Annotated in this window: 13 protein-coding genes; 12 read left to right on the plus strand and 1 reads right to left on the minus strand. The window is 45.9% G+C overall.

The window, feature by feature from the left end; genetic code table 11:
- Positions 1–33: 33 nt before the first annotated feature.
- A complete protein-coding gene (gene rnhC / locus JMN17_RS00825; protein WP_202326981.1) occupies positions 34–975 on the minus strand; it encodes a ribonuclease HIII in 942 nt (313 codons plus the stop codon).
- A gap of 133 nt (positions 976–1108) precedes the next feature.
- Here rnhC and zapA point away from each other — a divergent pair, with 133 nt between their 5' ends.
- From zapA to trxA, 12 genes are all read left to right on the plus strand, one after another.
- Entirely contained in the window at positions 1109–1366 is a 258-nt protein-coding gene (gene zapA, locus JMN17_RS00830) for a cell division protein ZapA (protein WP_087992374.1), read from the plus strand.
- A 6-nt stretch (positions 1367–1372) separates the two neighbouring features.
- Entirely contained in the window at positions 1373–1906 is a 534-nt protein-coding gene (locus tag JMN17_RS00835) for a CvpA family protein (protein ID WP_087992373.1), read from the plus strand.
- A gap of 72 nt (positions 1907–1978) precedes the next feature.
- Entirely contained in the window at positions 1979–3691 is a 1713-nt protein-coding gene (polX, locus tag JMN17_RS00840; protein ID WP_087992372.1) for a DNA polymerase/3'-5' exonuclease PolX, read from the plus strand.
- 20 nt (positions 3692–3711) lie between these two features.
- Positions 3712–6069 carry an endonuclease MutS2 gene (locus JMN17_RS00845; RefSeq protein ID WP_202326983.1) on the plus strand — a complete coding sequence of 786 codons (2358 nt, stop codon included), beginning with the start codon at positions 3712–3714 and terminating at the stop codon, positions 6067–6069.
- Positions 6070–6083: 14 nt separating this feature from the next.
- Positions 6084–6488, plus strand: a complete 405-nt coding sequence (locus JMN17_RS00850) for a DUF350 domain-containing protein (protein ID WP_003222485.1) — start codon at positions 6084–6086, stop codon at positions 6486–6488.
- Positions 6489–6676: 188 nt separating this feature from the next.
- Complete coding sequence (locus tag JMN17_RS00855) at positions 6677–8365, plus strand: AMP-binding protein (protein WP_202326985.1); 1689 nt, start codon at positions 6677–6679, stop codon at positions 8363–8365.
- A gap of 110 nt (positions 8366–8475) precedes the next feature.
- Complete coding sequence (gene fadR / locus JMN17_RS00860) at positions 8476–9060, plus strand: fatty acid metabolism transcriptional regulator FadR (RefSeq protein ID WP_202326993.1); 585 nt, start codon at positions 8476–8478, stop codon at positions 9058–9060.
- A 14-nt stretch (positions 9061–9074) separates the two neighbouring features.
- Positions 9075–9851, plus strand: a complete 777-nt coding sequence (locus JMN17_RS00865; protein WP_087992367.1) for an enoyl-CoA hydratase — start codon at positions 9075–9077, stop codon at positions 9849–9851.
- Positions 9852–9865: 14 nt separating this feature from the next.
- Positions 9866–10639 carry an electron transfer flavoprotein subunit beta gene (gene etfB / locus JMN17_RS00870; RefSeq protein ID WP_087992366.1) on the plus strand — a complete coding sequence of 258 codons (774 nt, stop codon included), beginning with the start codon at positions 9866–9868 and terminating at the stop codon, positions 10637–10639.
- Positions 10640–10674: 35 nt separating this feature from the next.
- Positions 10675–11652 (plus strand): electron transfer flavoprotein subunit alpha, encoded by a 978-nt coding sequence (gene etfA, locus JMN17_RS00875; RefSeq protein WP_087992365.1) that lies wholly within the window; start codon positions 10675–10677, stop codon positions 11650–11652.
- Between the two features lie 214 nt (positions 11653–11866).
- Positions 11867–13354: an alpha-L-arabinofuranosidase AbfB gene (gene abfB, locus JMN17_RS00880; protein ID WP_202326995.1), complete on the plus strand. Its 1488-nt coding sequence runs from the start codon at positions 11867–11869 to the stop codon at positions 13352–13354.
- 324 nt (positions 13355–13678) lie between these two features.
- Complete coding sequence (trxA, locus tag JMN17_RS00885; RefSeq protein WP_087992363.1) at positions 13679–13993, plus strand: thioredoxin; 315 nt, start codon at positions 13679–13681, stop codon at positions 13991–13993.
- Positions 13994–14073 lie beyond the last annotated feature (80 nt).

A 14073-nucleotide genomic window follows, 5' to 3' on the forward strand; every position in this document is an offset into this window, starting at 1 on the left:
AAAAAGCTTGCAGATTTCTCTGCAAGCTTTTTTCTATGAACGTTTTTTATCAGCAAGGCGCTGCGCTTTCTGTGTATTGGCAAAATGGAATTTTGTAAAGGTTCTGAGAGCGGAGCCCCCTTTTTTAAGGATCAGCTTGGCAGCCGCTTCATCGACATGCGGACCGGCCCCTTTTGGAAGTGTCATTCCTGCCTCGCGTGACAGTTTATCCATTTCCATTAAAAACGAATATCTCGCAATGATGGAAGCGGCTGCAACTGACAAGTGAATGCCTTCAGCTTTCGTGCTGAAATAGGTCCGCTCCTTCACAATGTCTCTGCCCTTTAAATGATTGAAGTAGACACCGGGCTCAGCAAATTGGTCAATCAAAATGGCTTCAGGCTTTACCCCGTCCATTTTTCTTAACAAATGGGTGATGGCTTGATTGTGCAGCAAAGCTTTCATTTTCCCTTGGCTCATACCTTTTTCCTGCATGCTGTTGTACTTTTCATTCTTTAACACCAGCAGGCTGTACGGAATGGTTTTGATTAGATTTCGGGCGATCTCAATGATTTGCGGATCCTTTAAGTCTTTTGAATCCTTAACACCGAGTTCCTTCATTAAAGGGAGCATTGTTTTGTCAATGTACGCGCAAACAACCGTCATCGGGCCAAAGTAATCTCCGGTTCCCACCTCGTCAGAGCCGATAACAGACATCCCGGCGATATTTGCCGGAGGGGCATAACGGGGATCGGGCGGCTTTTTGGCCGTTTTCTTCTTTTCCTGCGGCTCCGCTGTTCCCCAGCGCGCGGATTCTGCCGCTGCGTTTTTGCCTTGAAACAAGACCTTGCCGGATTGATATGCTGTAATGGTACAGCCTGGCGGTTTCGCCTGAAAAACGGCTCCCTGCGGAACAGAGGCAGTAAGCGAACCGCTGTACGTCATTTTCATTTGATTAATCGCAGACAACGATACTTTTATCACAGAATGGGACACGTAATAATCTCCTTTTTTTACACTTTTCGCTGTATCTACCAGTGTATCATAACAGCGGGAGGCTCGTCTTTCCATTCATTTAATAAACGTGTTATGATAAGTACTAGGATTCTCACGGAATGGAGGAGAAACGTTGTCTGACGGCAAAAAAACAAAAACAACCGTTGACATTTACGGCCAGCACTTCACGATGATCGGTGAAGAAAGCAAAGCCCATATGAGGTATGTCGCCGGAATTGTTGATGATAAAATGAGAGAAATCAATAAACAAAATCCATACCTTGATATAAATAAACTTGCAGTGCTGACAGCGGTAAATGTGGTGCACGATTATGTCAAATTACAAGAGAAATATGAGGAACTGGAGCGTCAGCTTAAAGAAAAGGATTGAACAACTATGCTGGATATCATCATCTTAATCTTGCTCCTGATGGGGACTTTACTGGGGTTAAAACGCGGTTTTATTCTTCAGTTTATCCGCCTGACGAGCTTTATTTTATCGATCGCCTTTGCGGCTTTATTCTATAAAAATGTGGCGCCGCATTTAAAGTGGATTCCTGCACCCGACTTCTCAGCGGGACAGCCGGCACTTTCTTTTTTTACGGGAAATTTAGAAGCGGCCTACTATAATGCGATTGCGTTTATTGTTTTATTTATCATCGCTAAAATCTTACTGAGAACCCTCGGGTCATTTCTGAGTATTGTCGCCGGCATTCCGGTGATCAAACAAATTAACCAGGTGCTGGGCGCCGTTCTCGGTTTTCTAGAAGTCTATTTATTTACATTTGTGCTGCTGTATGTCGCATCCGTGCTTCCGGTAGATGCTTTACAGCAAATGATGGGGCAATCGTCTCTCGCAAATGTGATCATTAACCATACACCGTATTTGTCAGGGCTCCTGCAAGAGCTGTGGACACAGTACGGGGCATAAAAAACTTCTCTTGTCCGGAGAAGTTTTTTTCGAGTATGATGGAAACATATGTGAACGTCTGGGGGTTATTTTATGCATAAAAAAGATATTATCAGGCTGCTTGAAACCATTGCAGTCTACATGGAACTCAAAGGGGACAATCCGTTTAAAATATCTGCCTTCCGAAAAGCTGCGGCAGCCCTGGAACAGGACGACCGCAGTTTATCAGAAATGGACGATATGATGTCGCTGTCCGGCATCGGAAAAGGTACGTACAGCGTCATTAAAGAGTATATAGATGAAGGAAAGTCAAGCACGCTCGAATCGCTGCAGAAAGAAGTGCCGGAAGGGCTCGTGCCTTTATTGAAACTGCCGGGGCTCGGCGGCAAAAAAATCGCAAAGCTGTATAAGGAGCTCGGCGTACATGATGCAGAATCTCTGAAGGAAGCCTGTGAACAGCAAAAAGTACAAGGCCTTGCGGGCTTTGGCAAAAAATCAGAAGAAAAAATATTACAGGCGCTCGGTGAAGCCGGAAAACAGCCAGAACGGTTCCCGATCGGCTACGCCCTTCGGATTGCCCGGGATATTGAAGAGCATCTTGGTCAATTTACAGATATCATCAAGTTTTCTCGTGCCGGAAGTCTCCGCAGAGCCCGGGAAACGGTGAAGGATCTGGATTATATTATTGCCACAGATCATCCGGCTGAAATAAGGGAGCAGCTTCTTGCACTGCCAAACATCAAAAGCGTCATTGCGAGCGGAGATACGAAGGTATCTGTCATCCTTTCTTTTGAATATGAGACAAGCGTCGATTTCCGCCTTGTGACGGAAGAGCAGTTTCCGACAACACTCCATCATTTTACGGGATCAAAGGATCACAATATTAAGATGCGCCAGATCGCGAAAGAACGAGGCGAGCGGATCAGTGAATACGGCGTCGAGACAGTTGAAACCGGAGCCATTAAAACATTTCCTAGTGAACGTGAATTTTATGCGCATTTTGGCCTGCCGCTGATTCCGCCGGAGCTCCGTGAAAGCGGGCAAGAAGTGGAAACCTACAGCGACAGCATTGAACTGATAGAGCCCGAGCAAATCAAAGGAGATCTCCACATGCACTCAACGTGGAGCGATGGCGCGTTTTCGATCAGAGAGATGGCTGAAGCATGCATGAAAAAAGGCTATCAATACATGGCGATCACCGATCACTCGCAATATTTAAAGGTCGCCAACGGACTGACTGCAGAAAGGCTCAAGCAGCAGGCAAAAGAAATTGACGCGCTGAATGCGGAATTCGAGAACTTCCGGATCTTGAAGGGTGTCGAGATGGATATCCTGCCTGACGGTACACTCGATTATGATGACGACGTACTGGCGGAAATGGATATTGTCATTGCATCGATTCATTCCAGCTTTAATCAGCCGGAACACGTCATTATGAAACGCCTTGAGACGGCACTTGCCAACAAGCATGTTGACATTATCGCACATCCGACCGGACGCCTGATCGGCAGACGGGCCGGTTACGAAATCGATATTGACAAGCTGATTGAGCTAGCGAAGAAAACAAATACGGCGCTTGAGCTTAACGCCAACCCTGCGCGCCTCGATCTGCGCACAGAGCATTTAATCAAAGCAAACGAACAAGGGGTTACATTGGTGATTAATACCGATGCCCATAATAGTGAGATGTTAGACGATATGAAAACCGGCGTTACTGCCGCGCGCAAAGGATGGACGGAAACGAAAAACGTTCTGAATACCCGGTCGCTTGAAGACGTAGAGGCATTCCTGAAGCGCAACGATTAAGTAAGGAGGCTCACACAATCGTGCAGCAAAAAGTATTATCATCACTTGAATTTCATAAAGTGAAAGAACAGGTTATTGAGCACGCCGCATCATCGCTCGGAAAAGAAATGCTTCTCCAGCTTAAGCCTTCTGCTTCTATAGACGAAATCAAAAAACAGCTGGATGAAGTAGATGAAGCTTCTGCCATTATCCGGCTGAGAGGCCGGGCGCCATTTGGCGGCCTTGTTGATATCAGAGGAGCGTTAAGACGGGCGGAAATCGGCAGCGTACTCAGTCCCTCAGAATTCACTGAAATCTCAGGCTTGCTTTACGCAGTTAAACAAATGAAACATTTTATCAGCCAAATGGCTGAAGATGGCGTCGACATCCCGCTGATTCATCAGCATGCTGAACAGCTTATTACGCTGTCGGATTTAGAGCGGGACATTAATTCCTGCATCGATGATCACGGAGAAGTGCTTGATCATGCGTCAGAAACATTAAGAGGAATCCGGACACAGCTCAGAACACTCGAATCGAGAATCAGAGACCGATTAGAGTCAATGCTGCGCTCCTCTTCCGCTTCAAAAATGCTGTCCGATACGATCGTTACGATCCGGAATGACCGTTTTGTTATTCCGGTCAAACAAGAGTACAGATCGAGCTACGGAGGAATCGTGCACGACACCTCTTCCTCAGGCGCGACGTTGTTCATTGAACCGCAGGCGATTGTAGATATGAACAACTCGCTTCAGCAGGCGAAAGTGAAAGAAAAGCAAGAAATTGAACGGATCTTACGCGTGCTGACAGAGCAAACGGCAGAGCATACAGAAGAACTCTTTCAAGATTTGCAAGTGCTGCAGACGCTTGATTTTATCTTTGCAAAAGCAAGATACTCAAAAGCGGTCAAAGCGACAAAACCGATCATGAACGACAGCGGCTTTGTCCGTTTGAAAAAAGCCCGCCACCCATTGCTTCCGCCTGATCAGGTTGTTGCCAATGACATCGAGCTTGGCGGTGATTTTTCAACTATTGTCATTACAGGGCCAAACACCGGGGGTAAGACAGTAACCCTCAAAACGTTAGGGCTATTAACCTTGATGGCGCAATCCGGTCTTCATATTCCGGCAGATGAGGGGTCAGAAGCCGCGGTATTTGAGCATGTGTTCGCTGATATCGGCGATGAACAATCGATTGAGCAAAGCTTAAGTACGTTCTCATCCCATATGGTGAACATTGTCGGCATTTTAGAGCAGGTCAATGAAAACAGCCTGGTGCTCTTCGATGAACTGGGCGCAGGGACAGACCCTCAAGAAGGGGCGGCCCTCGCCATGAGCATACTGGATGACGTGCATCGCACCAATGCTAGAGTGTTAGCCACGACGCATTATCCGGAATTGAAGGCATACGGCTATAACAGAGAAGGCGTCATGAACGCCAGCGTCGAATTTGACATCGAAACGCTATCACCGACTTATAAACTTTTAATTGGTGTGCCGGGACGAAGCAACGCCTTCGAAATTTCAAAACGCCTTGGACTTCCAGCTCATATTATCGGGCAGGCGAAGTCAGAAATGACAGCCGAGCATAACGAAGTCGATACGATGATTGCGTCGCTCGAACATAGCAAAAAACGCGCGGAAGAAGAGCTATCTGAGACAGAATCAATCAGAAAAGAAGCAGAAAAGCTGCACAAAGAGCTCCAGCAGCAAATCATCGAGCTCAACAGCAAAAAAGACAAAATGCTCGAGGAGGCTGAACAGCAAGCGGCTGAAAAAGTAAAAGCTGCAACGGAAGAAGCCGAAGACATTATTCATGAATTGCGCTCAATCAAAGAAGAACACAAATCCTTCAAGGATCACGAGCTGATCAACGCGAAGAAAAGGTTAGAAGACGCAGTTCCTACTTTTGAAAAGTCCAAAAAACCAGAAAAACCGAAACCGCAAAAACGTGATTTCAAGCCTGGTGATGAGGTGAAAGTCCTCACCTTCGGGCAAAAAGGAACACTGCTCGAAAAAACCGGCGGCAATGAATGGAATGTTCAAATCGGCATATTAAAAATGAAAGTAAAAGAAAAAGATTTGGAGTTTATCAAATCAGCTCCGGAACCAAAAAAAGAAAAAATCATTACGGCGGTCAAGGGGAAGGATTACCACGTATCGCTTGAACTTGATCTTCGGGGTGAACGCTATGAAAATGCCCTTAGCCGTGTTGAAAAATACTTGGATGATGCAGTGTTAGCCGGATATCCAAGAGTGTCAATTATCCACGGAAAAGGAACCGGCGCTTTGAGAAAAGGCGTGCAGGATCTTCTGAAAAACCACCGCAGCGTCAAAAGCTCCCGTTTCGGTGAAGCAGGTGAGGGAGGATCAGGCGTTACGGTTGTTGAACTAAAATAAAAGGGAGTATGGCCATGAGTGATTTTTGGGAAAACGAGCTTGTGGAAATCGCGGCGTATTACAGTGTCGCGGTTCTCTGCCTCGTCCTCTTTTTGACTGTGTTTGAACTGGTGACGGCTTATAAAAACTGGGAAGAGATTCAAAAAGGAAATCTTGCGGTGGCAATGGCGACCGGCGGGAAAATTTTGGGGATCGCAAACGTATTTCAGCATTCCATCTCCCAGCACAATTCTCTGCTGCAAATGATCGGCTGGGGCGTGTACGGGTTTGTTATGCTTCTGCTCAGCTACTTTATTTTTGAGTTTTTGACTCCGCGGTTTAAAATTGATAAAGAAATTGAAAATGATAACCGGGCTGTCGGTTTTATTTCATTTGTCATTTCTGTCGGGCTTTCATTTGTGGTGGCAGCCGGAATATAAGGGGACGGAGAATCGATGGAAAAGCTTGCAAAGGTACTGCTCGCCGCGGCGGGAATCTTTTTGTTAATCGGTCTTATATACCTGTTCGTATCATGAGAAAAAGAAAGATTTACCTTTCTTTTTCTTTTTTTTGCCGTCCATCTGCTATAATGATAGGGTGGAACTCTAAAACCGAAAGGGGAGGTTTTATGCAGTCTCAAAAGCCGTGGCTTGCCGAGTATCCTGACAATATCCCGCATGAGCTTCCGTTGCCGAACCAAACCCTGCAATCCATCCTGACAGACTCCGCCGCACGATTCCCTGACAAAACCGCCGTATCTTTTTATGGAAAAAAACTCACCTTTCATGACATTCTGACGGATGCGCTTAAACTCGCAGCTTTTTTACAGTCCAATGGCCTGCAAAAAGGAGACAGAGTGGCTGTCATGCTGCCCAATTGCCCGCAATCAGTCATTTCTTATTATGGCGTCTTGTTTGCCGGCGGTATCGTGGTCCAGACGAACCCGCTCTATACCGAGCGCGAGCTTGAATACCAGCTGAGAGATGCTGAGGCAAGCGTGATCATCACCTTAGATTTGCTTTTTCCGAAGGCGATAAAAATGAAAACGTTATCAATAGTGGATCAGATTTTAGTAACCAGCATAAAAGACTATTTGCCTTTTCCGAAAAATATTCTTTATCCACTGACGCAAAAACAAAAAGTACAAATTGATTTTGACAAAAAAGATCACATTCACACGTTCGCCTCCAGCGTGAAACAGGAAAAAATGGAGCTCCTGACAATCCCAAAGATCGAGCCTGAGCATGATATTGCTGTTCTCCAGTATACCGGAGGAACAACGGGGGCTCCAAAAGGGGTCATGCTCACGCACCGGAATATCTTGGCCAATACCGAAATGTGCGCGGCTTGGATGTACGATGTAAAGGAAGGTGCTGAAAAAGTGCTTGCCATCGTACCGTTTTTTCACGTTTACGGACTGACGGCAGTGATGAATTATTCGATGAAGCAAGGCTTCGAAATGATTCTTCTTCCTAAGTTCGACCCGCTCGAAACGCTTAAAACCATCGACAAACAAAAACCGACGCTCTTTCCAGGCGCACCGACGATTTACATTGGCCTTTTGCATCACCCCGAATTACAGCAATATGATCTGTCATCCATTAAAAGCTGTCTTAGCGGATCAGCCGCACTCCCTGTTGAGGTAAAGCAGAAATTTGAAAAGGTGACTGACGGAAAGCTTGTGGAAGGCTATGGTTTGTCTGAGGCATCCCCTGTGACGCACGCCAATTTTATCTGGGGGAAGAACAAGCCCGGCAGTATCGGCTGTCCTTGGCCGAGTACGGACGCCGCGATCTATTCTGAAGAGACGGATGGGTTTGCCGCTCCGTATGAGCATGGAGAAATCATTGTTAAAGGGCCGCAAGTGATGAAAGGATATTGGAACAAACCGGAGGAAACCGCCGCTGTACTGAGAGATGGCTGGCTGTTCACCGGAGACATGGGCTATATGGATGAAGAGGGCTTTTTCTATATTGCCGACAGGAAGAAGGACATCATCATCGCCGGCGGCTATAATATTTACCCGCGTGAAGTAGAAGAAGCGCTTTATGAACATGAAGCCATCCGGGAAATTGTCGTTGCAGGTGTGCCGGATTCCTACAGAGGGGAAACAGTAAAAGCATTTGTCGTGTTGAAGAAAGACGCAAAAGCCGATGCAGAAGAACTGGACGCTTTTGCCAGATCCCGCCTCGCTCCCTACAAGGTGCCGAAAGCCTATGAATTCAGAAAAGAGCTGCCAAAAACGGCGGTAGGAAAAATTTTAAGAAGGCGTTTACTTGAAGAAGATGCCGAAAATCATCATATCAATAACTCATGACATAAGAAAAAGAGAACACCTATGAATAAACTTGACAAAGTCGAAAATCCTCCTTATCATGAAATTATGAATGAATAGTCATTCATTTCAATAGGAAGGAACGATGAACTTTGAAGCAAAAACGGCCAAAGTATATGCAGATTATTGATGCAGCAGTAGAAGTCATTGCGGAAAACGGCTACCACCAGTCACAGGTATCCAAAATCGCCAAACAAGCCGGAGTAGCGGACGGCACCATCTATCTCTATTTCAAAAACAAAGAAGACATTTTAATTTCTCTTTTTAAAGAAAAAATGGGCCAATTTATTGAGCGGATGGAAGAGGACATAAAAGACAAGGAGACAGCCAAAGAGAAATTAGCGCTTGTGATTTCAAAGCATTTTTCCCTTTTGGCGGATGACCATAATCTCGCGATTGTCACTCAGCTTGAGCTCCGCCAGTCCAACTTGGAGCTGCGCCAGAAGATCAATGAAATATTAAAGGGCTACTTAACTATTTTAGAGGGCATTTTGACGGAAGGCATACAATCAGGCGAATTAAAAGACGGCCTCGATGTCCGCCTCGCCCGGCAGATGATTTTTGGAACGATTGACGAAACCGTGACAACTTGGGTTATGAATGACCAAAAGTACGATATAGCTGCCTTATCAGACAGCGTTTTAGAATTGTTGGTGTCCGGAATTCACAATAAGTAAAGGAGTTCTGTCCTATGAATGCAATATCACTGGCAGTTGATCAATTTGTGGCAGTTTTGACGATTCACAATCCGCCGGCAAATGCGCTTTCCAGCCGAATTTTAGAAGAGCTCTCCTCCTGTCTAGATCAATGTGAGACAGATGCAGGCGTACGAAGCATTATCATTCACGGTGAGGGAAGATTTTTCTCAGCGGGCGCTGATATTAAAGAATTTACATCGCTAAAAGGCAATGAGGATTCCTCAGAGCTGGCTGAGCGCGGCCAGCAGCTGATGGAAAGAATTGAAGGCTTCTCTAAACCGATTATCGCAGCGATTCACGGTGCTGCACTTGGCGGCGGTCTTGAGCTTGCGATGGCGTGTCATATCAGAATCGCCGCAGAAGATGCCAAGCTGGGGCTCCCGGAACTTAACCTCGGTATCATTCCGGGTTTTGCGGGAACACAGCGTCTTCCGAGATATATAGGTATAGCCAAAGCATTAGAGCTCATTGGATCAGGAGAACCGATATCCGGAAAAGAAGCGCTTGATCTCGGACTTGTTTCAATTGGAGCAAAGGATGAAGCAGAAGTGCTTGAAAAAGCAAATGCGCTTGCCGCTAAGTTTGCGCAAAAAAGCCCGCAAACGCTGGCATCTCTGCTTGAGCTTCTTTATTCAAACAAGGTTTATTCCTATGATGGCAGCTTAAAGCTTGAAGCAAAGCGGTTTGGAGAAGCATTTGAGTCAGAGGACGCCAAAGAAGGCATCCAGGCATTTCTCGAAAAAAGAAAGCCTCAGTTCAAAGGCGAATAAAAGGGGATATGATCATGAATCTATTTGTACTGATGAAACGGACGTTTGACACAGAAGAAAAAATCGTCATTGAAGCAGGAAAGATTCAGGATGACGGAGCGGAATGGATCATTAATCCATACGACGAGTACGCGATAGAAGAAGCCATCCAGCTGAAGGAAAAGCACGGCGGCACGATCACTGCCGTCACTGTCGGCGGTGAAGAAGCGGAAAAGGAATTGCGTACGGCGCTTGCCATGGGATGTGACCAAGCCGTTTTAATCAACATAGAAGATGATCTTGAAGAACCCGACCAATATTCCATTTCTCAAGTTTTATACCACTATATGAAGGATCAAGATTTTGATTTAATTCTCGGCGGAAATGTTGCCATTGACGGAGGATCAGGACAAGTCGCGCCTCGGCTTGCCGAGCTGCTGGATATTCCGTGCATCACTACGATCACCAAACTCGAAATCAATGGCACTGATGCAGAAGCAGAAAGGGACGTCGAAGGGGATGTTGAGAAAATCAAAACCACACTTCCATTGCTTGTCACAGCTCAGCAGGGTTTAAACGAACCGCGTTACCCATCGCTTCCGGGCATTATGAAGGCCAAGAAAAAACCACTTGAAGAGCTAGAGCTTGATGATCTTGATCTTGACGAAGAGGATGCCGAACCAAAAATGAAAACCATTGAACGTTTTCTGCCGCCGAAAAAAGAAGCCGGGAAGCTTCTCCAAGGTGATCCTGCCGAACAGGCAAAAGAGCTCGTCTCATTGCTCCGCAGCGAAGCTAAAGTCATATAAAGCTTGGACATTCAAAGAAACAGGGGGATGTTAGAATGGGAAAAAAAGTGATCGTACTCGGAGAAATTCGCGATGGAGAATTGCGGAATGTCACCTTTGAAGCATTAGCTGCAGGAAGAACCATTTCAGGCGATGGAGAAGTCATCGGTGTTCTCATCGGAGAAAATGTACAAAACATTGCACAGGAGCTTATCCATTACGGAGCAGATAAAGTTCTCACAGCCGAGGATCCGAAGCTGAAAGCCTATACGGCAGACGGATACAGCCAGGTCATGAGGGTCATTATTGACCAAGAAAAGCCCGATTCGGTCATATGCGGGCACACGGCAATGGGCAAGGATCTCTCACCAAAACTTGCGGCCCGGCTGCAAACAAGCTTAATTTCTGATGCTACAGATGTAAGCGTTACCGGAGAAAATGTCGTATTCACAAGGCCGATTTACTCGGGAAAAGCATTTGAACGTGTGATTTCAACCGATCCCATGATTTTTGCAACGATTCGTCCCAATAACATTCAAGCTTCAGAAATAGACGCCGGCAGGTCGGGGAGTATTGAAAGCGTTGATGTTTCTCTTACTGACCTCCGCACCGTTATCCAAGAGATCGTGAAAAAAACAGCGGACGGCGTTGATCTCTCCGAAGCCAAAATTATCGTTGCGGGCGGCCGCGGAGTCAAAAGCAAGGAAGGATTTCAGCCGCTGCAGGAGCTTGCCGAGGTGCTGGGAGCCGCAGTCGGAGCTTCTCGCGGGGCGTGCGACGCTGACTATTGCGATTACGCTCTCCAGATCGGGCAGACCGGGAAAGTCGTCACCCCGGATTTGTACATCGCCTGCGGCATTTCCGGCGCCATCCAGCATTTAGCCGGCATGTCAAACAGCAAGGTCATTGTCGCCATCAATAAAGATCCTGAAGCCGATATTTTTAAAATAGCGGATTATGGCATCATAGGCGATTTATTTGAAGTGGTTCCATTATTAACTGAGGAATTCAAACAATTAAATATTCACTCGTAAAGGAAACCCCGGACTGCTGAAGTTCGGGGTTTTTTATATGTTTAAATACATACGTACAAATAAATATATAACGAAAAATATCGTTGACATGTACGAACATATATAATATGGTTACTTTAAAAGCGCTTACATTCATGCTGACTCCTCAGACAAAAGACAGATCACATATTTGACTGTGGTGCTTTTCATATTCGTATGAAAGGAATGATCAGGCATGTCTAAACATCAAGCAGTGATCCAGACAGATATTGTAAAAGGAACCATTAACAAAAATATATACGGTCATTTTGCGGAGCATTTAGGAAGAGGGATTTATGAGGGGATTTGGGTCGGATCGGACTCAAGCATTCCCAATATAAACGGAATACGAAAGGATGTGCTGGAAGCGCTCAAGCAGCTTCACATTCCCGTCCTCAGATGGCCGGGCGGGTGTTTTGCGGACGAATACCATTGGGCAAACGGTGTCGGTGACCGAAAGACGATGCTTAACACGCACTGGGGCGGAACAGTTGAATCAAATGAATTCGGAACGCATGAATTTATGATGCTTTGCGAGCTGCTTGAATGCGAGCCTTATATTTGCGGAAATGTCGGAAGCGGAACCGTTCAGGAAATGGCGGAATGGATCGAGTATATGACGTTTGATGCAGGCACGCCGATGTCAGACTGGAGAATACAAAATGGAAGAGAGGAGCCCTGGAAGCTGAAATATTTCGGTGTGGGCAATGAAAACTGGGGTTGCGGCGGAAACATGCACCCTGAATACTATGCTGATCTGTACCGGCGTTTTCAAACCTATGTCCGCAATTACAGCGGCAATGAAATCTATAAAATTGCAGGCGGTGCAAATGTAGATGACTTTAATTGGACGGACGTGCTCATGAAAAAAGCCGCCGGCCTGATGGACGGATTGAGCCTTCATTATTACACGATTCCGGGTGATTTCTGGAAGGGCAAAGGATCAGCGACAGAATTCACGGAGGATGAATGGTTCATTACGATGAAAAAAGCCAAATACATCGATGAATTGATTCAAAAACACGGTACGATTATGGACCGGTACGACCCGGAGCAGCGGGTCGGGCTGATTATTGACGAATGGGGCACGTGGTTTGATCCTGAGCCAGGCACGAACCCTGGATTCCTTTATCAGCAAAACACCATTCGTGATGCACTGGTCGCGGCTTCTCATTTCCACATTTTCCATCAGCATTGCCGCAGGGTGCAAATGACCAACATCGCCCAAACGGTAAACGTTCTTCAAGCGATGATTTTGACTGAGGGAGAGCGGATGCTTTTGACACCGACGTACCATGTATTTGATATGTTTAAGGTACACCAGAATGCTTCTCTTTTAGACACTGAAACAACCTCCGCTGCCTATGAATGGAAGGGGGAAACGCTGCCGCAAATCAGTATTTCAGCAACGAAACATGCGGAAGGTGATATCAATATCACGATTTGCAACATCGACCATCAAAACAAAGCGGAGGCCGAAATTGAGCTGAGAGGTCTTAACAAGACTGCGGACCATTCCGGATTCATTCTCACGGCAGAAAAAATGAATGCGCATAACACGTTTGACGATCCTCATCACGTCAAACCGGAATCTTTCAGCCGATATACCCTCAACAAAAACAAACTGAAAGTAAAACTGCCGCCCATGTCGGTCGTCTTACTCACGCTGCGTGCGGATTCTTAATCGCGCGAGAGCGCCGGAGCTTCATGCCGGCGCTCTTTTTCAGGTTTTAAAACAGCTCCGGGAGGGCATGGTAAAGTACATGACAGTGAAGAGGAGATGTTAGCTTATGCTTCGTACAATTCTAATGATCATCGGGGCTATTGTAGTGATCGGGGCAATTATCAGATTCGTGTTTTAATAAAAGTGACATATCCCATTCAATCCAGATAAAAATGAGTAAACCGATTGTGCTCAGGAAAAAATAATTTGTAAGCATTAAAATAGCGTGAACGAATGGGAGATGCTATACTAAAAATCATCATTCACAATTGGAGGAATTCAATAATGGCTATCGTAAAAGCAACTGATCAATCTTTCCCAGCTGAAACAAGCGAAGGCGTCGTACTGGCTGACTTCTGGGCTCCTTGGTGCGGACCTTGTAAAATGATTGCGCCTGTTCTTGAAGAACTGGATCAAGAAATGGGAGACAAACTGAAAATCGTAAAAATCGATGTGGATGAAAACCAAGAAACAGCCGGAAAATACGGCGTTATGAGCATCCCGACACTTCTTGTGTTAAAAGACGGAGAAGTTGTTGAAACTTCTGTCGGCTTCAAACCGAAAGAAGCGCTTCAAGAGCTTGTAAACAAACATCTTTAATTTACGGCTGCTTACATGCCAGAGCGATTCCGATTGAGGGATCGCTTTTTTTATTCGTCAATTGTGAATCATAGAGAAAA

This window comes from Bacillus sp. RHFS10 (assembly GCF_016757475.1).
Lineage (GTDB): Bacteria > Bacillota > Bacilli > Bacillales > Bacillaceae > Bacillus > Bacillus subtilis_G.

Excerpts from the sequence above, each read along its gene's own strand:
- JMN17_RS00835 (WP_087992373.1), top strand. The coding sequence starts at position 1,373 with ATGCTGGATATCATCATCTTAATCTTGCTCCTGATGGGGACTTTACTG.
- polX (WP_087992372.1), top strand. The coding sequence starts at position 1,979 with ATGCATAAAAAAGATATTATCAGGCTGCTTGAAACCATTGCAGTCTAC.
- JMN17_RS00850 (WP_003222485.1), top strand. The coding sequence starts at position 6,084 with ATGAGTGATTTTTGGGAAAACGAGCTTGTGGAAATCGCGGCGTATTAC.
- JMN17_RS00855 (WP_202326985.1), top strand. The coding sequence starts at position 6,677 with ATGCAGTCTCAAAAGCCGTGGCTTGCCGAGTATCCTGACAATATCCCG.
- JMN17_RS00865 (WP_087992367.1), top strand. The coding sequence starts at position 9,075 with ATGAATGCAATATCACTGGCAGTTGATCAATTTGTGGCAGTTTTGACG.
- etfB (WP_087992366.1), top strand. The coding sequence starts at position 9,866 with ATGAATCTATTTGTACTGATGAAACGGACGTTTGACACAGAAGAAAAA.
- etfA (WP_087992365.1), top strand. The coding sequence starts at position 10,675 with ATGGGAAAAAAAGTGATCGTACTCGGAGAAATTCGCGATGGAGAATTG.
- abfB (WP_202326995.1), top strand. The coding sequence starts at position 11,867 with ATGTCTAAACATCAAGCAGTGATCCAGACAGATATTGTAAAAGGAACC.
- trxA (WP_087992363.1), top strand. The coding sequence starts at position 13,679 with ATGGCTATCGTAAAAGCAACTGATCAATCTTTCCCAGCTGAAACAAGC.